The organism is Rhodopirellula sp. UH5, from assembly GCF_056839225.1.
In genome coordinates, this window is the sequence record NZ_CM166390.1 from 1,093,241 (window position 1) to 1,114,475 (window position 21,235).

The 21,235-nt window shown below is 54.6% G+C and carries 23 protein-coding genes and 1 pseudogene; 3 read left to right on the forward strand and 21 right to left on the reverse strand.

Going from position 1 to position 21,235, the window contains the following annotated elements:
- Nucleotides 1-24: 24 nt before the first annotated feature.
- From UH5x_RS03945 to UH5x_RS04000, 12 genes are all read right to left on the reverse strand, one after another.
- A complete protein-coding gene (locus UH5x_RS03945; protein WP_482634778.1) occupies nt 25-246 on the reverse strand; it encodes a hypothetical protein in 222 nt (73 codons plus the stop codon).
- On the reverse strand, nt 246-476 hold the full coding sequence (locus UH5x_RS03950) for a hypothetical protein (protein WP_482634779.1): 231 nt from the start codon (nt 474-476) through the stop codon (nt 246-248). Before UH5x_RS03950 ends, UH5x_RS03945 begins: the two co-directional genes overlap by 1 nt.
- Nucleotides 477-610: 134 nt before the next feature.
- On the reverse strand, nt 611-1,030 hold the full coding sequence (locus UH5x_RS03955; protein ID WP_482634780.1) for a hypothetical protein: 420 nt from the start codon (nt 1,028-1,030) through the stop codon (nt 611-613).
- 855 nt (nt 1,031-1,885) lie between these two features.
- Nucleotides 1,886-2,272 carry an acyl carrier protein gene (locus tag UH5x_RS03960; protein WP_482634781.1) on the reverse strand — a complete coding sequence of 129 codons (387 nt, stop codon included), beginning with the start codon at nt 2,270-2,272 and terminating at the stop codon, nt 1,886-1,888.
- A gap of 586 nt (nt 2,273-2,858) precedes the next feature.
- A complete protein-coding gene (locus UH5x_RS03965; protein WP_482634782.1) occupies nt 2,859-3,380 on the reverse strand; it encodes a hypothetical protein in 522 nt (173 codons plus the stop codon).
- Nucleotides 3,381-3,478: 98 nt separating this feature from the next.
- Nucleotides 3,479-3,805, reverse strand: coding sequence for a hypothetical protein (locus UH5x_RS03970; protein ID WP_482634783.1), 327 nt, complete (start codon nt 3,803-3,805; stop codon nt 3,479-3,481).
- A 1,851-nt stretch (nt 3,806-5,656) separates the two neighbouring features.
- Complete coding sequence (locus UH5x_RS03975; RefSeq protein ID WP_482634784.1) at nt 5,657-6,088, reverse strand: hypothetical protein; 432 nt, start codon at nt 6,086-6,088, stop codon at nt 5,657-5,659.
- A gap of 762 nt (nt 6,089-6,850) precedes the next feature.
- Nucleotides 6,851-7,237: a hypothetical protein gene (locus UH5x_RS03980; protein WP_482636137.1), complete on the reverse strand. Its 387-nt coding sequence runs from the start codon at nt 7,235-7,237 to the stop codon at nt 6,851-6,853.
- A 300-nt stretch (nt 7,238-7,537) separates the two neighbouring features.
- Nucleotides 7,538-7,840, reverse strand: coding sequence for a phage integrase N-terminal SAM-like domain-containing protein (locus tag UH5x_RS03985; RefSeq protein ID WP_482634785.1), 303 nt, complete (start codon nt 7,838-7,840; stop codon nt 7,538-7,540).
- A 405-nt stretch (nt 7,841-8,245) separates the two neighbouring features.
- On the reverse strand, nt 8,246-8,488 hold the full coding sequence (locus UH5x_RS03990; protein ID WP_482634786.1) for a phage integrase N-terminal SAM-like domain-containing protein: 243 nt from the start codon (nt 8,486-8,488) through the stop codon (nt 8,246-8,248).
- A 446-nt stretch (nt 8,489-8,934) separates the two neighbouring features.
- Entirely contained in the window at nt 8,935-9,495 is a 561-nt protein-coding gene (locus UH5x_RS03995; protein WP_482634787.1) for a DUF6891 domain-containing protein, read from the reverse strand.
- Between the two features lie 103 nt (nt 9,496-9,598).
- Nucleotides 9,599-10,063, reverse strand: coding sequence for a hypothetical protein (locus UH5x_RS04000; RefSeq protein WP_482634788.1), 465 nt, complete (start codon nt 10,061-10,063; stop codon nt 9,599-9,601).
- A 418-nt stretch (nt 10,064-10,481) separates the two neighbouring features.
- Between UH5x_RS04000 and UH5x_RS04005 the strand changes: the two are divergent.
- Nucleotides 10,482-11,309, forward strand: a pseudogene (locus UH5x_RS04005) (IS91 family transposase); the annotation flags it as partial.
- 2,211 nt (nt 11,310-13,520) lie between these two features.
- On the opposite strand, the gene UH5x_RS04010 reads toward UH5x_RS04005, so the two are convergent.
- The 3 genes from UH5x_RS04010 to UH5x_RS04020 form a co-directional block, all read right to left on the reverse strand.
- On the reverse strand, nt 13,521-14,018 hold the full coding sequence (locus UH5x_RS04010) for a PIN domain-containing protein (RefSeq protein WP_482634789.1): 498 nt from the start codon (nt 14,016-14,018) through the stop codon (nt 13,521-13,523).
- 147 nt (nt 14,019-14,165) lie between these two features.
- Complete coding sequence (locus tag UH5x_RS04015; RefSeq protein WP_482634790.1) at nt 14,166-14,762, reverse strand: hypothetical protein; 597 nt, start codon at nt 14,760-14,762, stop codon at nt 14,166-14,168.
- 92 nt (nt 14,763-14,854) lie between these two features.
- The gene (locus UH5x_RS04020; RefSeq protein ID WP_482634791.1) at nt 14,855-15,322 is read right to left on the reverse strand and encodes a hypothetical protein; all 468 of its coding nucleotides are present in this window, start codon (nt 15,320-15,322) and stop codon (nt 14,855-14,857) included.
- A 588-nt stretch (nt 15,323-15,910) separates the two neighbouring features.
- On the opposite strand from UH5x_RS04020, the gene UH5x_RS04025 reads away from it, so the two are divergent.
- Complete coding sequence (locus UH5x_RS04025) at nt 15,911-16,549, forward strand: reverse transcriptase domain-containing protein (protein WP_482634792.1); 639 nt, start codon at nt 15,911-15,913, stop codon at nt 16,547-16,549.
- A gap of 20 nt (nt 16,550-16,569) precedes the next feature.
- Entirely contained in the window at nt 16,570-16,758 is a 189-nt protein-coding gene (locus UH5x_RS04030) for a hypothetical protein (protein WP_482634793.1), read from the forward strand.
- Between the two features lie 123 nt (nt 16,759-16,881).
- Here the strand turns inward: UH5x_RS04030 and UH5x_RS04035 are convergent, their stop codons facing one another.
- From UH5x_RS04035 to UH5x_RS04060, 6 genes are all read right to left on the reverse strand, one after another.
- Nucleotides 16,882-17,346 carry a DUF5958 family protein gene (locus UH5x_RS04035; protein ID WP_482634794.1) on the reverse strand — a complete coding sequence of 155 codons (465 nt, stop codon included), beginning with the start codon at nt 17,344-17,346 and terminating at the stop codon, nt 16,882-16,884.
- 42 nt (nt 17,347-17,388) lie between these two features.
- Nucleotides 17,389-17,907: a hypothetical protein gene (locus tag UH5x_RS04040; protein ID WP_482634795.1), complete on the reverse strand. Its 519-nt coding sequence runs from the start codon at nt 17,905-17,907 to the stop codon at nt 17,389-17,391.
- Nucleotides 17,908-18,043: 136 nt separating this feature from the next.
- Nucleotides 18,044-18,775 carry a hypothetical protein gene (locus UH5x_RS04045; protein WP_482634796.1) on the reverse strand — a complete coding sequence of 244 codons (732 nt, stop codon included), beginning with the start codon at nt 18,773-18,775 and terminating at the stop codon, nt 18,044-18,046.
- Nucleotides 18,776-18,891: 116 nt separating this feature from the next.
- Nucleotides 18,892-19,323 carry a hypothetical protein gene (locus tag UH5x_RS04050; RefSeq protein ID WP_482634797.1) on the reverse strand — a complete coding sequence of 144 codons (432 nt, stop codon included), beginning with the start codon at nt 19,321-19,323 and terminating at the stop codon, nt 18,892-18,894.
- A 109-nt stretch (nt 19,324-19,432) separates the two neighbouring features.
- Nucleotides 19,433-19,777 carry a hypothetical protein gene (locus UH5x_RS04055; protein ID WP_482634798.1) on the reverse strand — a complete coding sequence of 115 codons (345 nt, stop codon included), beginning with the start codon at nt 19,775-19,777 and terminating at the stop codon, nt 19,433-19,435.
- 372 nt (nt 19,778-20,149) lie between these two features.
- On the reverse strand, nt 20,150-20,773 hold the full coding sequence (locus UH5x_RS04060; protein ID WP_482634799.1) for a reverse transcriptase domain-containing protein: 624 nt from the start codon (nt 20,771-20,773) through the stop codon (nt 20,150-20,152).
- Between the last annotated feature and the right edge of the window lie 462 nt (nt 20,774-21,235).

Below are 21,235 nucleotides of genomic sequence, written 5' to 3' on the forward strand. Positions count from 1 at the left end.
TCAGGACTCGTCTCCATCGGAAGGCTAAATGAATGGAGCGAACTGGGTTTGAAACGCGTTGAAGAAGGAGTCGAAGTTGGACATTGTGCTTCCAGGGACCGCATATTCAGCTTCAAAGGCCTCTTTGGTCGGCAACTCTGGTTTCACCCAAGTGTTGTACCACCCGTCGCGACCGTGTGGACTGTCGGGGAGCGGATCCTTCGCGAACAATTCGTGCGTTCGCAGTTGCGCATCGTATTCGAGCATCACACGCTGCCCGACGAATTTTCTTCCAAACCGTCCACCACCCACGCGCAAATGGGATGTTCCCGGTCGATGACGTTCTTCATGTCCGGTCGATCAGCCAGCATCTGCTTGACCATCCGCTGTCCTGCGATAACCCAGAAACCGGCATCACGGCAAGCGTCATGATGAACACCCATCGCCATTTCATCATGTTGATTCTCGGTCTTGGAATGTGCAGTTGGTCGATGCATTCTGCCAACGCATGAGGGCTTTGACATGAAAGCGAGGGAACGATCGCACACCGCCCCTGCACTGACAGTTCGATGATGGCAAACAAAACACGAGTCGAAATCCCACCTTTCCGTGCTCAGCCGAACGACAATCGTCAGTGTTTGTATCCATCATTTTGAAAGCGATCCCATGCCTCGATGATGCCATCAACATCGTCCACCCACTTGCCAGGCGGAATCACAAAAAATCGCTTTGGATCGGGAATCGTTCCTGCGTGGGTCGTCCAGGTCATGGTGCCGTCGGGCAACTTCTCGAGTTCTGGTTCAGCCGTCAAGACGGAGTAGGACATACCTTTGAAAGGACCGACTTGTGTGCGATCGAAGGACAGACGCAAGTGCGTGTACTGCTCTACTCCAGTCCCTTCGCGTTTTAGATTTGCTGCCCAGTTCTCAACGCATACGCGGGCCTCCCGCCATTGAAGATACCGACGGATTCGCGGATATGCCGCAAGTGCAACCGCGATCACCGCAACGGCGACCAACAAAGTACGAAGTTTGAAGCGTGAGCGAATCATCAAACGGGTGATTGATTGGTTAGTGAATCGGATCGTGACAACGCTATCCGACAGGGACAAATGACTACGCTCTCGAACTGTTTCGCGGACAAAATTGGGCGTTGAGCGATGCTGCGTACTCCGATGCGCGGTCGGCCACCGTTCTCTCAAATCCCAGTGCGGCGCCGACCATCACACTACCAAAAGCCGTGCCTTCATTTTGGTCCGAGTATTCCCAGAATTGAAAGTCGAGAAACCCGACTATCCGTTCGCCATCTGAGATCCCTCGACAGGTGCCACTTCTTCGCAGCTCGATCACTTGGCCATTTGCAGGATTGCGACCGTATTGGGGCGGTCCGTCCACCAGTTCCGAACGCGAACCGATGAAGGCAATCCAATCGGAGTCCGAGATTGAGGGCTTGCCGTCGACCTTGCATTCGATCATTCCGATGGAACGGAAGCCAGTGGGCAGTTTAGCCATGCGTGTTGTTGCGTCGATTGAGGGACGGATACGCCAACTTCAGCTGGCGCTGAAGAACAATTTGGTTGCTACGAAACACGAGGCTCAACCATCGTCGGACTCGCGTATACCGTATGTTAAAAAGACAAACACCGGCGAGCACGACGTGATCCAAAATGGCTTGGACCTCCTGCGATTGGACCCACCCCATCTCCATAAGTTGGATCCTTCCTTTCAAGGGCACCGTCTCTCACGCAATCGGCGGCATTTCGAGCTTGTCAGTGTGCACAGTCATGAGTTGGTCCTCTGGGTGAATCTTTAGCAAAACAGACTGCCCCCAGAGTCCCGGTGCTCAGCGATTCCGCATGTTCAAAACCGGTGTTCCGTGAGTGACAGCAAACGCTACGATCGGTCGGTCAACAGCAGTCCAAATCGTCCACAAAGCTTTGCTCTGGATGGATGTGTTCGTACGGCACGCCAAGTTGCTCAGAAATGATTCGGCGGACCTTCAACGCGCGTTCCGGATTCGTGGCGGGCGCACACTTGGCAAGGAAATCGCGGTCGGAGATTGCAGGCCACTTTTGCTTGAATTCACAACTGCATTTGAATTCCCAAAGCCAGCCCAACGCTAGCAAAATTGCGACGGCAACAGCCGTGATAAAAATTTCGTTCATCGCTCTGGTCTTGGTACGTCTGAGTTTGTGGATTCTAGTGCAACGACGGCACTCATCAACAAAGCGCCGAACACGCCCGTAAGCTGCATCGCAATGTTCTGTCGCCGCTTGGAAGCTCGCGAAAGTCATCCGCGACGATCTCGAACGCTCCGGTCTCGTGATCCCGCCAGCATACCAAATGCCGTTGTGTGTCAGGAGGATCGGGCACAACCATGCGAGCCACTTGGGCGTTCGCTTGGGCGGCTGACTGATTGGAAGTGTGGTGGCGATTCGCTTGAGTGAGCATTCCTCTGAACTGTCCTGACCGTCAACGCCCCGCCTCGAGGTTGTGCAGCCGACAAATTCCATTCGCGAGTTTTAAACTCCCCTCCTGGATGCAGTGGGGCGTGCAGTTCTTGTGTGCTGTGTTCGTGACGTCTTGCGGCCCCCGCCCGCGTAGGAGGTGGGGCAGTCGTTAGATGCTGAGCCAGCAGCGTCTTGAGAACCCCGCCCGACGAAGTTGGGAGGGGTCGGAATGCGAGCGTTCAGCGAGCTTTCCGGGGGAGGGCAGTGCGCGCCGCATTCCCTGCCCGCTCCCTCCAACGCGTCCGCCTGAACGGCGTCGCTCGGCCTCCACCGGAAGCTATGCTTTGAAAGGAATTGGATGAGAGAAGTCAGAGTAGAACCGTTGTCCTCAACTGTTCCATCTCGCAACCCTCGATCGCGACGCCTCGTCTCAACCGAGCCCAATGCCAACCGTTCCTTTGACCGCGTGTTGTTCATCCACCGCCAACTCGCCTGTGATTTCGCCAATCGCGCGAAGTACAAACGCATGGTCCAATGTCGATCGAGCCGCCGCGTCGTACTCCAAGTCCCCATGTCGCGTCCCTTCCTTGAGCGGCGACAATCGCAAGCGATAAGTTGAAATGGGGCGATTCGAAACGCGAAACACGAACCGAAATTGCCCCGCTCGTGATCGATACGAACCACGTGTTTCTCCGCGATTGTCAGGAGGCTCGAACACAACAGAACATGCCGTGGTAACCCACGGATTCGATTCATCGACGCGTCCTGTCGCCAGAACGTCGCGTTCCAGAACATCGATCTGTCGTCCCTGCACCAGCACACGGACGATTCGCTCATGGGGAGACGTGAACGCGTTGGCGGAAATGCGAACGACAGTTCCGTAGTGCCCGAGGGTTCCTCCCGATTCCGGGTCATCTTCAAATACGACGACAATGTCACGAGGTTGAAGCATTCGATGGAACCGACTTCCTTTCAGCAACGAGGAACAACTTCGGCTATGGAGCAACATGGAATCATGCGACTTCCGAGTGCAACTCCGAAGCGCCGTGTCTATTCTTCCAGATCGTTTGGCTTGGCTTGGTCAAAACTTCTGGATGCCAAGTAGGCGGAAATGCCTGGTTGAATCACCACACAATAGAAAACACCTTGAATCGCGACAAACCCAACACCGATAAACAGAAATCTCAATGCGGATTCGATGATCCCGGGGTTGGGTTGGTACGTGTCTCGCCAGGCGATTAGAAAACTGACAAGCAAGGCGTACGGAAGCGTCAATCCGAAGAACCAGCTTGCTGCACGACGCTTGTCAACGAACTTTCCAATTTCCTCGAATATCCGAATACGGCTCAAAAGATCGTTCGGAAAATGTTTTTTCATTTCGAATGCTGACAACGCAGAGGGAGTTGATGTCGATCCGTCAACAGAGGACGGAGCGGAAATCAGGCGGCACAGCATTCCAACCAGTGTTTCGGCGGAACACGAGTTCGATGCTTGTCCCACAATTCCAAACCGATCCCCTTCTTCGCTGTTGCTCAAGCCGGCCGGCAGGATCGACTGGGCATCACCATGCGCCACGCTTGGACGTGAACGCAACAACGCTTGCCCAAACAGTTCAAATGCCGAAACACTCCTGCCGACCTGCTTCCCGGGACACACGGCAAGCAAGCACGAACGGCGGTCACAGTTTTAATGGGCAACGACAGAGTCAGACCAGCGGTGGTTGTAAGCGATGATTTGCCGACCGACGATCGTTGTGTGGTCAAACAAAGAATGAATCGGATAGCATCGTCGATGAAGAAGAAGCGGCCAGGACGGTTGATTGGGCATCGAAAGGCTCGTGTATCGAGCCACCGCGTCCGCCGGCCCAATCGAGGCACCGTAAATCGGGAACAAGGCGGCAACGATCGCGATCCTTCTTGCGAAGCGACGAGAAGACCAGAAGAATGCCACCACGCAAGCGAATGCCAACCGCCACTTCATCCAATCGTTGTGGCGGAACGTCCGGAAACATTGCGTGGTAGTCCCCAGGATTGAATGTGCCCAACAAATCCCCCGTCGCAAAACCAGCCCAGGAGCGTCAGGATCACGACAAACGCGAGCGGCGTCTTGAGTTCTGTGGAGTCAAGCATGCATTCATTTTCACGAGTGGGTTTCGTCTGAAGCAGGTCGACAGGAATAATCGGGCATCATCATGTGAGCCGTTTGGGCGTTAGCCCCGGTTGGACGTGGGAGCAACAGCACTTGCCGAAACAGTCCAAATGCCGAAACACTCCTACCGACCTGCTTTGCCTGCATCATAGAACAGGTCAGCGGGGATGCTCTGGCACAATCAGCGACTGCCACACTGCACTGTCTTGACGATCGTGTTCAGCGGGCGATAGGAAAGCACCGACACAACTAGCTGACTCTTGATCGAGAACATTTCGCTGATCGAATGATCAGCCGACGGGCGCAAGCCCATGATTACCTCAGACGAACCAGACACGATCGCGTTCCCGCTGACTACATCATCAGGCTGCGAGCGACTGCGCCTGCATTTCACGCAATTCGAATCATTCGACGCGTGGTAGAATCTGCACTGGAAGCTAGCAACTGGGGGCGAATCAGAACCGTGGTCGGTGTCGGAAATGGATTGGTCATTCAGACTCGAATTCGACAATGACGTCGAAGTACGCTTGAAGAACAAGGTTGTACAGCACCGTCGACGTGCAACCGCCGGAAATTGTTCCCCACTCGTCGTCAGTAAGATTTGCGATCACCGCCCCAGAAGCCCACACGCAGTTGCGTCTTTGATGAGACTCACGAATAGCCGTGAAAAGCTTTGACACGGCGGTCTGTGGTGCATCCCGATTGGGACGATGCCAGATCTCGTATTCGACTTTCTCAGGGTCGTTTGTCGTAGGGAACGAATCCAAACGAAGTCTCGCGTGAACCAAGTCATCCTGGAAATCGGATAGTCTTTTGGGGAATCGGAATGCGAGGAGGCGTTCTGCACAACAAATTGCCCACAGGGCTGCGAGTCGAGGATCGCGTTGATGCAAGTCAAATGCGAGGGCGTTCTTCCATTGGTAATCACCATCGCAGAACATCCGCTTTGATTCAGCGACATAGTCCATCTTCGAATTCCTCTCGGACAGCGGAAGATTTATCGGCACCGCGATAATGACTCTCTGCAAAAACGTCAATTCGCGGCCTCCAATGCAGCCCATGGTGCCGTCTTCTTCTCTGTCACGATGACATGGCGTTCAAAGCTGCAGCGTAACCGATTGCGAACAGGGAATGAGGGGCAACGGAGAAGGCAATTCTAGCGATTGAGTTGCGGATCATGAAAGCAATGATGCCAAATGTACCACCAAGAAATATCCCAAGTCCAAGGTGGCCGACGATTTCGTCACCCTCGCCGAAATCATGTATGGAGTCAGATACCCAGAGAAGTGAAGCAAAGCAAACAACGGGTACCGCTGTCGCGACGAACGCTACTCGCGATGACTGAAACCACCATCCAGCGATGCATCCAATCGCAAAGAATACGGCGACTGGAACCGACGCAGCAAACGATGCGACATACGAATCATCGGAAGCAAGCAATCGCAGCATGGATTCGTCCATCATCAACGACGCAACAATGGCCAGCGTCAGAAGAGAGATTCCTGTTGCCATCCAGACGGTTTGGATCGAGTGGAGCAGCGACGGACCAAGTGAGCAATGATCGATTGAGGCAGAATCCGATTCAGCGTGCGTTGGCGAAGTGTACGGTTTCAAAGGCTGTGCTTCACTTCACTCATTGGGGGAAAGTCCCGGGCAACCGGGACCCTATCCCGATCGCAATTGTTATCCGCTTATGGAATCAATGTAGAGTCGCCAGATTGTATCCGGCGAAATGACGGCGTGCTTCGGGTACTCGTTCCATGGAACAATCAGAAGGCGGGGGGGCTGATTGTCAATCGAGTAAAATATCTGAACGCTGTCAGTAGCATATATCCGTCGATCATTCACAAAGCACTCGACCCCACGGCCATCGGCATGAAGCTTGGACACGAACCAGTCCGGCGACTCGCGATACGGCGTTTCCTGCTGAGTCGTCATTCGATTTAACGCGACAATTCGGTGACGCTGCAGTCGTGGATCAGTTACTACGAACACTCCTCTCGTGCATGGATAAGAAGCGGGTTCAGTCGTGCTGGTAATGTAGTAACCGTCCAATCGCGGTGAAAGCAGGCGGTCAGCGATAGGTCGGTAAAAAGCGAAACAGGCTGCAACGCCAAGTACAGCGATCAGAAGGGAACGAAGTCTGAATTTCATTCATCAATCGGATAACGAATTGCGATCGATGGAGGCACAGGAGGTGCATGCATCGATCGTGCGTTGAACTTTGTCGCCGCACTGGGTTGGTCGGGGAAGCGTATCAGAACGTCTGGTTCGCTAGAAAGAGTCTACCAGATACGATTCTTGGCATGCTCGGGAAGCGGCAAGGCCGGGTAGCGACAGCTGAATCGCCGGTGGGCGATCTTGTTCGCGTTCCTTTGCACTTTCCACCTGAGTTTGCAGGTACCAATCGTAAAAATCCTTGCCATGGGACTCCGTCCTGAACTTCCGATGCGATTCGCGTTGCCGGTCGGCATACCACCACGGGCAACTGTCGCTCTCTCGCCACATCAGCTCCTTCCAAGATGGCTTCTCCGTCTGAGCGACCAGTTCCAACCGGTCACTGCCGCAGTGCTCACACAGCAAGTCGGGTTGATCGACTTCACCTCCTTCTTCGTCGGCGGGTGACACATCGCGACCGAGTGAACCATCGTGACAGGCCAAGGGATCTGGATGGTGTGCTTGTACAGAAACCGTAGCGAGCCGCTATTCCCAGTGGTCTGTCAGGACTTGTTTTTAGGGTAGTGGACGAGGCCACGAGTCCTGAACTGGCGTCAAATCCAAGGACTCGTGGCCTCGTCCACTACGATCAACCCTAACTTTTAACCTTGACGGACCACTAAGCAGGTACGCAGGTGTCATCGGGTATGTGAGCCGCTGGCGTTAGCCACGGTTTTCACGCACAACCGGGGCTAACGCCCAAACGGCTCACATGGTTCTACCCGATCATTCCTACCGACCTGCTTAGCAAGCTCTGGCGGCTTGGTTGAATGAGCTATAGGCGACCTTCTTCTCTTGGATCAGGTAAAGCTGGAAGGTTCTAACGTCTTCGACGGTTGCCTCGTCGAGCGGTTTTTGAATGAAGCCTGCAAACCTTCTGGCGTGATCGGTGGAAGCGTCGATGGTTCGGGTGGCCATGTTGCGAATCAACATGTCTTCGGCAAGCCGCTTGGTGACCGGGCAGTTGTGTTTCTTGTAGGGCGTCATTGGCTGGGACTCCGGTTGGTAGCTGAGAACGCTCGCATGGGAATGCGAGACGGGAGTCACCAGCGTGCTTGCGAAATCCAAAAGCGCAGTCCCACAACCGTTTTAACCGCCCGCTCTCGGCGAGGGGTCCGTTGAGTTGTCACCGGGTCCACGCATTGCCATCCAGGCTGAGATGGGACGCACGCGCGATCGCGTGGCAGACTGCATGCCCGACAGAACAGAGTAAGCGGTCGAACAATTGGAGCAACGGAGTTAGCAGGGACGCCAACACTTCCTCACGCAGGATGCGTGTCACTTAAGACCAGGTTTTATGTGCAGACAGTGCACCAGAGAGAAGCGATTAAGCAGGTAGGCAGGTGTCATCGGGTATATGAGCCGCTGGCGTTAGCCACGGTTTTCACGCACAACCGGGGCTAACGCCCAAACGGCTCTCATGGTTCTACCCGATCATTCCTGCCGACCTGCTTAGCAAGCTCTGGCGGCTTGGTTGAATGAGCTATAGCCGATCTTCTTCTCGTGGATCAGGTAAAGCTGGAAGTTTCTACCGTCTTCGACGGTTGCCTCGTCGAGCGGTTTTTGAATGAAGCCTGCAAACCTTCTGGCGTGATCGGTGGAAGCATCGATGGTTCGGGGGGCCATGTTGCGAATCAACATGTCTTCGGCAAGCCGCTTGGTGACCGGGCAGTTGTGTTTCTTGTAGGGCGTCATTGGCTGGGACTCCGGTTGGTAGCTGAGAACGCTCGCATGGGAATGCGAGCAGGGGATCACCAGCGTGCTTGCGAAATCCAAAGGCGCAGTCCCACAACCGTTTTAACCGCCCGCTCTCGGCGAGGGGTCCGTTGAGTTGTCACCGGGTCCACGCATTGCCATCCAAGCTGAGATGGGACGCACGCGCGATCGCGTGGCAGACTGCATGCCCGACAGAACAGAGTAAGCGGTCGAACAATTGGAGGAACGGAGTTAGCAGGGACGCCAACACTTCCTCACGCAGGATGCCTGACACTCAAGACCAGGATGCATCTCCAGGCAGTGCACCAGAGAGAAGCGATTAGTTTCGACGGATGACGTCACCGGGGACGGCGGCTTGATCGTCCATTTGTAAACGCCCCGTGCCGTCCTCCGGTGGGCGGCATTGTTACGTGTAAAGATACCGGTCAACGTTTCTGCCAATTCAGCTTGGGAACCCTGAGGCGGTTTTCAAATGTCCCATCCCACTCGACCGCCAAGCCATTGCTCTCAAGTGAGTCGCGAACGATATTTCCCACCTCGATGCCGACAGTTTGTTCATCTGCGGGGTCGACTGGGCCGAACGCGAAGTACAATCCCACGCCGTTTACCGCACGTTCCAGGTCCTGGCCGTGATAGAAACAATAGTCCAAAACAGACTCCTTGTTTGGATGCTGGTTGTAAGACTTACCAACGTCTTCGAATCCGTCGCTTTGCGTGTAGCCAGCATTCTGGATGGCGACGACCCCACGTTCGTTCATCACTTTGAACGCAGCGTCGAGGCGATCGCAATCAGTCGTTGGCGGGTAGGACTGTTTTTCCTCTTCGTATTGAGTGAACTGTGCATCCAACTCAGCAGACACCTCTGCAGGGTCGAGTTCATCGGGTGCGTACATTTCCTCGGTAAATATTTCCAGCAGTCGGTCTCGGGAATAGAACCCAGACCGGACCATGGATGAAATCTCAGATATCGTTTCAGGTTCAAGCATTTTCGCGTGCAGTTCTGCTTGGCGGCATGACGTTAGGCATCACGGGACGCGGAGAGTGGACGATCCACTGCGAAGAAAGCTGCAAACCGTGCTCCTATGCATGTCATTGTTCTGCTTTCTTGCGTTTGCGCACGACGGTGATCTCAGCATTCAAGGGTGAGTCACCGTTCACGACGAAGCGATCATCCCGTTGCAAATAGAGTAGCAGTTCTTCATCCGAGAATGCTACGTAATCGTGCAGCCATAACTCGGTGTGGAAATCATCGAGCGTTCGAGGCTTCCGCTTGGGTCGAAGGAATTCGTAACAGCCATCCGAGACACGCTGATCCAGCCGTATGATATTTGGCGGTTCGGCCCAATCGAAATCAGCTTCAGTTTTTCCAATTGCAAACAGTGCGTCGAGAATGTGATGTGAGAACATCCCTCGGCCCGGGCAATCGCGTTCTAACGTCGTTCCAAAATCAATTGCGTCGTTGAAGTCGCCATTAAGCACGAATGCCTGTAGCAGACGCTCGGCAGCGTATAGATCGCCGGGGGAACGCTTGACTTCGTCCTTGCAGTAGGCCACCAAGCCAACGTAATCACGCTGGTCATGAAAGTGACAATGGTCTTCCCAGGATCCGAAGTCGTACATTTAATTCGATAGCAAAACGTTAACGATCACGTGGTCGCCGCGAACGACCCACCACTTCAATAAACTCAACTCGGCGACACACGTGCATCGTCTGGTTCGCCTAAATCACACATTTCCGCTCTCCAAGCAGCAATTTTTCGGTCATTCCAAGCGTCAAACGAGTCGAGAACATACCCTTCATCCTCGCAGCCGGCGATTGCCTCGGGTACGGAGTCCTCGGGGCCCACGTAGTATATCTTAAATGGTGATTGCGCAGTGTCGAACGCGAAGTAGTCGCCGCATTCGTTTGTTGCGAAGGCTCGTAAGTGATCAGGCCATTGCTTCCAGACGACAGATTTCAAGTGGTCGTGCACGCTCTCAGCGTGACGGCTACCGATGCTTTTTCGGCGCCAGCAGCCAGAGCGTTCGCGATGTGGGCGCGGCAACCGAGAGCCTGAAAGGGTGCCAACTTGGATTCTTTGGGGTGCTTCATACCTGGGGGCGTGATCCAGCGACCTATCATCCGCACGTTCACTATGTCGTTCCTGGCGGCGGAGTGAAACTGGATGAGCATGGCAATGCCTTGTCATGGCAGAGTACGCCAAAGAACTTCTTGTTCCACCACGGCACGTTGATCAGCACCTACAAGGCAAAGCTCGCCGATGAGCTTCGTGCCGCAGGTCTTTATGCCCAAGTCGATCGCGAGGCTTGGACGAAAGACTTCGTCGTCGACATCCAGCCGGTTGGGCACGGCGTTCCAACGCTGAAATACTTGGCACCGTACGTTCACCGAGTCGCGATCAACGACAGTCGCATCACGGATGTCAATTCGGAAACGGTGACGTACAAAATTCGTCGCAAAGGGAACGTGATGCAGAACAAGACCGTTGCCGGCGACGACTTCGTGGGTGACTTCTTGCAGCACGTTCTGCCGACGAACTTCATGAAGATCCGCCACTACGGTTGGATGAGCGGGAACAGCAAGGTGAAGGTCGAGGAGGTGAAGTGGTTGGTCTGGCTCGCCCTTGGCTGGACGTTCTGGTTGGGCAGCGGCTACGCGCCGCAAGCGGAACCGTTGACCGTGCCGATGAAATGCCGCCTGTGTGGCGGTGTCATGCGAGTGATCGAGGTCAGCTACACCTCCTTGTCTTCGCAGGGCATCCGCCCCGAGCACGGGCTGACTTACTACGACAGTGGGTAACGCATGAACCAGCGAAGTGAAATGACCGAACGAATCCGAACGCTTTCAGGAGGGCGAAGTGGGAAGGTATGTCGCGACGGCAATTTCACGCTCAAAACTCATCGGGCAATAAGCGTCAATCCGCTTCCATCCAACTCGTCGCCAGCGAAACTGGCCCAGGGCAAACGGCCGATCAGGAATTCACCTGCTTCAAGACCACCCTGCCTCTTCGTTAGAGAACGCAGCCGGGAAGCAATTCCCAAGAGAGACTCAATCAACGCCTCGCCATTCAATACCGGGCATCTTGAACAGAGGACTTGAGCTTCGGCTAGGCGACGCGTTTTGCACCGCGACGAACGAAGAGAGCTGAAAGAGAAAGTGACTCAACCGTCGCATCCACGCGAAGTCAAATCCTTATTGGTTATTCGCGATCAACCGAACTCCAGTGAAAGAAGTGACATCGCAGAATGCATACAATAGCGTACATTGCCCAAGCAGCCGAAGCCACTCGAAGAACCAGGACAGGAGAGTGTCGAAAAGGCATCCACATACGGAAGTCGGTTAGGTCGTAGTGCAGTAAAGCTGGGACCAGCAAAGCTGGGTAAAGGAGGCAGAGCAATGCAGTCCAGGGGAATCGCTTGAATGAAGTAGAGGAAATTGAAAGTCCCGAGAAGCCAATCAGAAATGCAAAAACGTCAACATTCAGGGAGTCGAGAAACGGAGCAAGCAAGATCGGCCAGAAGAACTGAAAAATGCCAAATCCAGCAACAACCCTGCGAGCGTGTGCGACCGTGTCTGCTGGAAGGCGAGTCACCCCCTTTCGCGTGAAATCAAGGTGCGTGATTTTCGGCGGCGAGTAAGGACTAAATTCGTCAAACAAATCAGCCTCAGTCGGATAACGGGAAGCATCTGCGTGGTGGCGGAAAGTAGATTTCCACTTGTTGTAGGTCTCCACCGCCACTCCGCAGCATGCATTGGTTATTGCGTGCGGGGCGGAATGGCCGGGCCCGGTCAGAGCAAGTGAAATTGTACGACAGGCCGGATGGCGAAACAACAAAGTGGGAAGCGATGCAAAAGCCAAACATGTCGAGCAAGCGACCTGCGATGGAATGATCGAGCGCCGATGCATCTGCGAAGTTGGGTCACCGGTGATTGCCAATCAAAGGCAAAATCAACCGAGTGACTTTGGAAAACCAACCCGGGAGCCGATGCTCAAGTCCGAGGTCCAACCAGCATTTTCCTGCCGACGATTTGCGCCCCACCAAAGCAACGCAAGCAAAACATGGATGTTCGATGCCACTCGATTGTCGTCGAGCAATCAACCAATTCTTCGCAATAACGGTAGCGATGTGCGAGCGGCGGCGATTGATCATCCATTTCGAAAAACACGACTCCGCAGCTCCGTGTCCATCGCTTGGTTCGTCGTTATTGTCCGGTCAACCAGTTTAGCTCTTCAGTATGCCCAAAACGATCAGGAGCAGTCTCCAGCCAGTGTTTGAGCAATGTAACGTAGTCACGGCATGCAGGCGTGCCCAAGTATGGTTTTACGTATTGCCGATCGATCTCGGCCAAACAACGAAACGCTGTGCCACGACAAGTGATCAATTCGTAGTCGTCCGGGCGTCGTGGGGAACGGACCAGCTGTTCGAGCGTCGTACGCGTCTCTTCGGGTGGCACACCAAAGGCCGCAATCGCATGTATTGACGTTCCAGCGATCTCAACGTGGCGGGAAGTCGTAAGCGACACGATCCATCGGAAAATGCTTTCGTGCACAGGGTCAGCGGCTTCGTATCCAGCGGCGTTTACAACGGTTGCCAGCGACGTCGCGCCGCGAGAGACCAATCGGCGCTGGTCGTCAGACAGTAGATCGGAATTTGGATCGACAGAACGGCATCGCGCAAAAAGCTTGGCTAGATAGGGTGATCCAGATTTCCCTTCAGCAGCCAAGAAAGTCGCTGCGTGGACGTGGGACCGAATTGAATCGGAGTCAAGTGCGTTATCAAAATCCACGCTTCCATCTCACATACGACGAACGGTACCGATCAGCGGGCGGCGGGAGCTGATTCTCCATTGGCAGAAACGTCACCACCGTCGCTCCGTTGAATCGCATGGTTCGCCGCTTCGTAGTTTGGGCGGTCCGAAGCCGCTTGTTCGGCGCGAAGACGATCTAGTAGACCAGAGATTGTGCCACCGGATTCAATTAGCAGTCGTTCCCGTGTTGCATGCAGTTCGTCAAGTATTGGATTCTTGGTCATCGTTCTCTCCCCCTAAAAATTCAGTCGGCGTACAAATCAGCAGTTGGTCGTAACCCTGTTCTTCCAACAAGCGATAGACACGAGGAAGTTCGTGAGCGTTCGCAATGTGCTTGCAGTTTTGCGTCAGTAGATAGTTTACACCGGCGATCGCGGCTGCGGCAACGTGCACCGCATCGGCCGCCGCCTTTTGCGGCATCATGTGCTTGGCAAGTATCAACTTAGCCAATGCATCGACATCTGGGCTGAGGGGAACCAATGGCAAGCCATCGAGCATTTTAAGTCGATCGGAGGCCGCTGATGGATCGCCGTCAGATGCTTCAACAATTGTAAGCTGCGAAGTGACGAGATTGAATTTCGGACGTTCGACACTCCACCACTCGCGGGCCTGATGTTGCAGCGCGGCGATCGGGATGTTTGGGCTTGGGCGTGCCGACGCGTGGCTGACGATTGAGGTTTCAATGTAAACTGTGTCCATGCCAAGATCGTAGCGTATGCAACACGCACTGGCGCTAGCAACACTTCAATCGGCGAACGTCGCCGATCACGGGGCGGCGACGAGGAATGTTTAATTGACACAAAACGCGACTTCGCCGCTACCCGTGCGTCGGAATGGTTCGCCGCATTACCAGTATCGGGCGCTGATATACGTGTCACCACTGGATGGTACATGCCAGAGGGTGTAGCCGCCACCTCGGTCAGAACGCCTGACGTACACTTCCAGCATTGATGGGTCGTAGATCCAGCCGGTATCTGGAAAACGGTCGCTGAAAACTTGCTGGCTCAATTCGATCATGTGCTGCTGCTGCCACTGAGGACCGCCTAATTTTGGCAGCCATTCATCATCGTCATGGTGTTGATTCAAGTCTGGACGCAATGAACGACGCTCGTCGACCCAAGATCGTAACGACGGAGTGTCGATGGTGAACTTCGACCAGTGACCCGCGCCATTTCGATAAAGAGTAATGTCCGTAGCATCTGTTGGTATCTCAATGTACCCATCCCTGGGAACCTGAGACGCGTTTGCGTAATCGAATCGACCGTAACGTTGCAAGTCGACAACTGCCATCACTCCGACGCAGGATGGGATGAAGAGGAGCATACCGGCAAGAGTCAGCCAAGCAATTCGCTTTGGGGACCGAAGTGACATCGCACCCAAGCACCAAAGAATCGCGAAGGTAGCTACGGTAATTTGGAAGGGCAGGACGAGCGGTGCAAACATTTAATCAGTCGGCGAACGGTCGCTGTCGCCGGTCGGCGAGAGTAAAACAAACCATCAGGAATTCGCTGACGCCGCTCCGGTGCACGGCATGGTCACCCGCCGTTTACCTGCAGCGGGGAAGACCATAGGAAGCGATCCGAACGTATATTGCCACCGCGAACGCCAGTCAGTGAATCACGGACAGTATCCACCGTCACATTTTCGGCGTCAAGGTAAAAGTGTGAGGAGCCAATGCACCGATCATCGAGATAGTCAGTTGTAATGCACACGCGATCGGCAATCATGTCGATTGCAAAACGGGCAGCATCGTGAGCCGCAGCAAGAAGCCGCGAATCGTCCGAATCGCCGTCATAGTTGTAGCCAGAGAAGTGCGTGTGGTGTTTGTTGCCAACTTCGAGCGTCAGTTCGTCGCCGTTGTCGTCGATGCAAAGCGGTCCAACATCCTTGTGTTTGGCGGGAAGGGTTAGGGTTGGATACCGCGACTTGGTTTGCAGCCAGCCGTTAGCGTCACCTCCGAGTTCTGAAAAACGCTCAAGGAATGCGTTCAGTGCTGGAGTCATATTTCAGTCGGGTAACGGTTCGGTTCAGCGGGCGGCGGGTGAAGTCTTGCAAGCAAACGGAAACGCCGACCACCGCCGCTCCCGTGCAGTACGCCCGACATGGGCGTGATCTTGTGGGGGGCAAGTCCCCTGTACTTCGTTCCGGTTTCTTTCGAGGAGTCAGTCTACCAAATGTAGCTCTGAAGAAAGACAGTACGAGCCCACTCCCCAAGCAACCCGAAGGCAACTGCGGGGAGGTGACAAACCGTGGGGAGGAAGCCTGCGAAGATGATCGGTAAGCCAGCAAAGAATCGTCGCTGGACATCTTCTCGCCAAGACCCGCCAGGTGACGAACAGAAACTTGATACGAGGCCGACGACTCCGGACCCGTCGCGGAGCGATCCCTTGGATCACAGTGGGCTGCTGACCGAGAAGCCGAACCGGAAGCCCGGCGGATGCCTTGATGGAGTTCTGAGCGGAGGTAGATCAAACACTTGGGCGGGGACAGATCGCGTGTCTCGGGGCATCGGTTGCCTCGCGACGTCCCTTATTCGGGGAGGACTTCATCCTGTGCCTGCCAGTAGAGCTTGCTCGAACGCGGGGCGAAGCGTGGCAACACGTCACGACAAGCGATTGCTGAAGTTGATCGGACGCTACCTGCGAGCCGGAGTGATGGTCGATGGTTTATGCCACCCCAGCGAAGAAGGGGCGATGCAAGGTGGTCCACATTCACCGTTGCTTTCCAACATCTACTTGGATGATCTGGACAAGGAACTGGAGAAGCGGGGGCTTCCATTTGTGAGGTATGCCGATGACTTCGTGATCTTCACGAAGACAGAAGTTGCCGCACAACGTGTGTACGCGAGCGTCGAACGCTTCTTGCGAGACCTCCTGAAGTTGACCGTCAATCACGACAAGAGTTCGATCCGTCAAACGGATGGGCTGGAGTACGTGGGCTACGAATTCCGTGGCTTTGGCGGACAGATTCGGGTGAGCCCAAAGAGGCTCGATGCGTTCAAACGGCGTGCCTCGGAAATCTTTCGAAAGAGCCGAGGTGTGTCGATGAAATCGCGTCTGCGCGAGTTTCGTTCTTATGCGTTGGGTTGGATGGGGTACTTCGCATTGGACCAAGTCAAGACAACGTTCGTCAACTTGGACAAGTGCCCGCACCGAGCGATTCGGAAAACCAGTGGCGACGAGTCCGAGCTTGTTACTGGAAGCAGTGGAAGAAGTCGAAGACTCGACTGAAGAAACTGACTTCCTTGGGCGTGTCCCACCGTGTCGCTCGCGGTTTTGCGATGAGCGGCAAGGGCCCGAGCCAGTTTGACAGAACGGGGCGTCTTTCCATGACGTCGGGTGTCCAGCGGGCTTTGTCGATCGAGTACCTGACCGCTGAGGGCTTGTTGAATCTAGAAGAGCGTTGGCAATCGTTTGCATCCTTGCGACGAATCGCCTAGTGCGGTCCCGCATGCTAGGTGGTGTGGGAGGGGTCCCGGGCAACCGGGCCCCTATCCCGATCGCCATGGTTCTCGCTTCATACGGTCGGCATCATGAACGCAACGTCGAAGCAGTCGGAGTCGCTATCCATTGTGACCGCCTCGATGCTCATCCACAACCGAGTCGCAGGACAAGTCTTGATGCCACCAATGTTGGCATTCGTCACCGCAGTTGTTGCGCCGTCGAGCGTCAGCGATCTGGAATACAGCGATCAATAACAAGAATGCTTTGTCCAGTTCGTAGTCCGGCAACTTGGCGATTCGTGAGAGCTGAGGACCAATTGGACCTGCCGAGAGCATTCTGCAAGGCGTGTACGTTGGCTTCAGGCCACTCTGTGTGATGGCCAATGAGACCTCATCAGGCGACGGGTGTGATTGATGCGCCATCAAGTAGAGACACGACATTGCCTCTGCCCGAGATGTTGAATCGAGTTCGACGAACGCACGAATAGCGTCATCCAATGGGATGACGTTTTGTGCGACCCGATTGAGATAAAGTGAGTCCACGATGGCAATCGGCGATTGAATTACTTCGTGCGAGAACGGCACGGATCACGTGGTCGCCGCGAACGACGCACCACTTCAATGAACTCAACTCGGCGACTCATGTGCATCCGATGGTTCGTCGTATCTCGTGCGTTGCAAAGAACGCTTCCAAAGGGTGGCGGTAACGTATTGAGCAACAATGGAAAGGATGCCGGTAAGTACGATCGAAGCCACAAATTGTATCGTGCGAACCAAGCCGGTCGGATTTTGACCGAGCGAGGCGAGGCCGCTGTCAAGCCAACGGTCGATCTGTAACGCCAAGAAACCGAAGGTGAGCCCGCCCAGAACTGGAAAAACGATGACAGGGTCAACTGAACTGTTTCGCCAAATTGTTAATCTGCAAAGCAGGGCAAGGGGAATTGAGGCAATCGCAAAAACGCAAGTTGGTCCTGCCCAACCAACCGGATCGGAAAGAAACTCCGATACCGCGAAACGCATGCCGATGTCCATCGCAAGGTATGCGTTTAGACCGAAGCTCGTGGCAACCGCAAACCACACCACAGAGTAGGACCGACGGCGGGGCGAAACGCTCACGAGCGTTGGCTGGTAGGGATTGTTTGCCACGTGGTCTAATCCAGCGGAAGGAAAACATCCGATCGACGAACGCTGGCCGTAACCGGGTCGCGTCGGAAAAGTTAGCCATTGCCAAAAAACGCAACACGCGACTCCGGTTCACGGCATTGTTATTTGTTAGTTTGTGTCACGCTTGGGCCGCAGTCAAAGCAGAGCGGATCGCCATCAGTTGCGGCCATGCATACGCGAAATCGTCAACAAGTACTGGATCGTCGGGTCCGTCAAAGAATCGGTAAACAGCATCCGACTGCAACCAGTTTACCACTTCGGTGTGCGGTTGTCCCGTCGCGTCCCAGAAGGCGTTCGATAGGTGTCCCTTTTTTAGAAGGGTGTCATCATTGTTCAGAATGAAGGCACCGAGATGCCGTTTGGCGTTGTCAGTACGCTTTGCGATCCAAGCATCGAGAAACCGCTGTACAGACGAAAGAGCGCTCGCTAATGAGCAAAGGACAGTATCAATAGAGTCCTCGAATGCACCAACGATGAGGTCGTCGAGTTGGTATTCCCAGTATTCGTCGAAGAACCGGTTTACGGAGTCTCGTTCGCGTTGGGGCCACGAGTCGAATTGTGCGTATTTGAGTTTGCCAAACACCACAGCGAGATCGAGAAAGTCGTCACGATGCTCGATCGATAGTTCCAGGAGGCGTGGAAGAAAATGCTTGAAGTGCCGAACGTTACCCCACGTTGACATGGCTTTACGCGAGTAGCGTTTGAGATCCTCGTAGGTCAACTCTCGGAGCGGTGGTGCAGCGAGTTCTTCCGAGTGTTCGGGGCCGACGCAGCAATCACAGCCTGTGAAGTCGTCGCCGATTCGACAGTGGGCGAACGTCGCGTAGAGGTTGTCGTTTGCTGCATGCATTGGAGTACGTCAGTCAAATAACGATTGCGATAACCGGGTGGCCGCGGTTGATCTCCCATTTGAAAACCCGCTGTCGGCCACTCCGGGTTCATCGCTTGGTTATCCGTTGTCAGGAGCTATAGGTTAATCGTCGCCCTTGCCTTGCGCACTAGATCAGCGAGCGTGGTGCAGTCACCAAAATTTTCCGCACGCACCAAAATGCGATCAGAAAAGATTAGGAATTTGGAGTTGTCAAAATCTCCGATTGCAACCGCCCAACCCTTGTGCTTGGAGAGTGATGCGGCAATGTCGTGGATGTAGTCTTCGGTAAACTTCTCGGGATCGTAAACCTGCATGATTTGATAAAGGTCGTGGTTGTATTGGTCCTCGACGATCCAGAACGATGGCTTCGTTTTGCCGTGGTCTTCGGGACAAGTGGTGCCGTACACTTGCGATGCGGCAAGGACGGAGGCACGGACCTTCCAGAACGCCTGAAAAGACGTAGAGCCGGATTTGGTTTTTGTGTTCGGATTGGGGACGTAGTCAACGTCGTATGTTTCAATGTTCATTGCGTGTTCATTCGAACGCGAACTTCAGAAGGATAACGTCGGACATCACGGGGCACGGAGAGTGAACTGACCATTGCGAAAAACGCCGCAAGCCGTGCTCCCGTGCATGTCATTGTTCCCCGATTCCTCCATCGAGTGCAAGTCGATCAGGAAACGCCCCGCGAACTTCCGAGTCCGCAAGCAGTCGCAGTGCCCAGATACCGAATGGAATCCCCAACCAGATGAACGGTGTTACGAACGGTATGCAGGCCAGAATCGCACCAATACGTGCCATTCGGTACGACTCGAGGAATCCGAGCTTGGCAGCGCCGATCGAAATCACGATCAAACCAACAAGCTGCGTTGCAGCGATGGCCGTTAAGGTAATCGGGATCCCCGAACCGAGTCGCTGGAAGTAAACGAAAACGGCTGACGTCAGTTGGATCGTTACGATTACCGCATGGATCGATGACATGATGATCAGTGCAGTCGCGGGACGAGAGACTCGTTTGCGAACTGCGGAATGCTCGGACTTGTGTTCGGCTTCAGTCGTTGGCGGTGAGTACGGGTTGGTCAATGGAGTGAACGCAGTAGATCAATTTTGATACGGGGAACGTTACGGATCACCGAGCGGCGGGTGCTCCGTGACCATTTGAAAAAGCTATCCACCGCCGCTTCGTGGCGAGTAGACCGAGGTCTCTTTGGTTTAGGTTAGGGTTTGTGTTCCCTGTTTGCCACCGGTTTCCTGTGGTGGTGTCACAATATTCTAACCATGCCGCATTGACCCTCGGCCCCTCTCAGATCCGGACGTGCCACTTTCTAGCATCCGGCTCCCAACCAACACCTCTCACACAGCACTCATCGACGCACGCGACATCGCGATCAGGTCCGTGAGCTTCCGCGGGTTCGGCAAGGGATGTCGCTCGCACAGACGGGCCAGGTGCGTCCAGTTCACGTAGCTGCTTTGGCTCCGACGACTGAGGTGACGCTTGACCAGCACGCGGGCCTTGTTGCGGTACGCCATCAGCATCGGCCAATTGTCATTGATACCGTAGTACTGGTAGTGACCGCGAAGCTTCGCGTTAAGGGTCTGCCACATCTCGCCGATCGGAACGTCCAACTGACTCTTGAACCAGCGACGCAGTTCCACGACCTTCTGCCGATACTTCTTCCCCGACGTCTTCCGTTTCAGCTTGAACTTTCCAGCGCGGCTGCGCCCGCAGTCATGAGTGAATCCCAGGAAGTCAAAAGTTCCCGGAGGCCCTTCGCCCCAGCGTTTGGAATCACGCTGGGCAAAACGACCAAATCGGAGCAACTTCGTCTTCTCCTGGGCGACTGACAACGAATACCGTGCAAGTCGTTTCGGCAGGACCGCTTGGTATCTCCGCGCATCCGATTCCAATTCAAAACAGCAGATGAAGTCATCCGCATACCGAATCAGAGTCGCTTGTCCTTGCAGTCGTGGCTTCATTCCACCTGATTGGACTTCAAGCTTCTGCGGTACTATTCGGTCATCCGACTCCCTGAATGTCATTTGTCTTCGTCGCTTATTCCACTTCTAGGACATACTCGATCGGCCAAGTTGGAAGGCTTGGGTTCGGTCAAGAACTTCAGGGTCTCACTGGTTGCCTGATTGGCTTGATGTGTAATGCGAATGGGCCGCCGACCCCGGGTCTCCGCTTGCAGCTCGCCAAGTGACGCTGCAAGCGATGTTGCCTTCAGGGATGCACAAACCTTGGGCCCTGAGCTCATTGTTGACGGGCCAACAGGTACAAAATTTCGGGGCTAACATCCATTCAGCGTCGCAGGGCCACCTACGATCGCTTCATCCTCACTACCTTTCTGTGTACGCTTCAAACTTCGACTTCAGCTCATGGTGCCTATACGAAGCCTGCAACACTCGATACTGGGCGCACGGCTAACGCTTACCCAG

Excerpts from the sequence above, each read along its gene's own strand:
- UH5x_RS03995 (WP_482634787.1), bottom strand. The coding sequence starts at position 9,495 with ATGCTTGAACCTGAAACGATATCTGAGATTTCATCCATGGTCCGGTCT.
- UH5x_RS03955 (WP_482634780.1), bottom strand. The coding sequence starts at position 1,030 with ATGATTCGCTCACGCTTCAAACTTCGTACTTTGTTGGTCGCCGTTGCG.
- UH5x_RS03960 (WP_482634781.1), bottom strand. The coding sequence starts at position 2,272 with ATGACTTTCGCGAGCTTCCAAGCGGCGACAGAACATTGCGATGCAGCT.
- UH5x_RS03990 (WP_482634786.1), bottom strand. The coding sequence starts at position 8,488 with ATGACGCCCTACAAGAAACACAACTGCCCGGTCACCAAGCGGCTTGCC.
- UH5x_RS03975 (WP_482634784.1), bottom strand. The coding sequence starts at position 6,088 with ATGGCAACAGGAATCTCTCTTCTGACGCTGGCCATTGTTGCGTCGTTG.
- UH5x_RS04015 (WP_482634790.1), bottom strand. The coding sequence starts at position 14,762 with ATGTTTGCACCGCTCGTCCTGCCCTTCCAAATTACCGTAGCTACCTTC.
- UH5x_RS03945 (WP_482634778.1), bottom strand. The coding sequence starts at position 246 with ATGCTCGAATACGATGCGCAACTGCGAACGCACGAATTGTTCGCGAAG.
- UH5x_RS03965 (WP_482634782.1), bottom strand. The coding sequence starts at position 3,380 with ATGCTTCAACCTCGTGACATTGTCGTCGTATTTGAAGATGACCCGGAA.
- UH5x_RS04010 (WP_482634789.1), bottom strand. The coding sequence starts at position 14,018 with ATGGACACAGTTTACATTGAAACCTCAATCGTCAGCCACGCGTCGGCA.
- UH5x_RS04055 (WP_482634798.1), bottom strand. The coding sequence starts at position 19,777 with ATGTCATCGATCCATGCGGTAATCGTAACGATCCAACTGACGTCAGCC.
- UH5x_RS04050 (WP_482634797.1), bottom strand. The coding sequence starts at position 19,323 with ATGAACATTGAAACATACGACGTTGACTACGTCCCCAATCCGAACACA.
- UH5x_RS03970 (WP_482634783.1), bottom strand. The coding sequence starts at position 3,805 with ATGAAAAAACATTTTCCGAACGATCTTTTGAGCCGTATTCGGATATTC.
- UH5x_RS04060 (WP_482634799.1), bottom strand. The coding sequence starts at position 20,773 with ATGAAGCCACGACTGCAAGGACAAGCGACTCTGATTCGGTATGCGGAT.
- UH5x_RS04045 (WP_482634796.1), bottom strand. The coding sequence starts at position 18,775 with ATGCATGCAGCAAACGACAACCTCTACGCGACGTTCGCCCACTGTCGA.
- UH5x_RS04020 (WP_482634791.1), bottom strand. The coding sequence starts at position 15,322 with ATGACTCCAGCACTGAACGCATTCCTTGAGCGTTTTTCAGAACTCGGA.
- UH5x_RS03950 (WP_482634779.1), bottom strand. The coding sequence starts at position 476 with ATGCATCGACCAACTGCACATTCCAAGACCGAGAATCAACATGATGAA.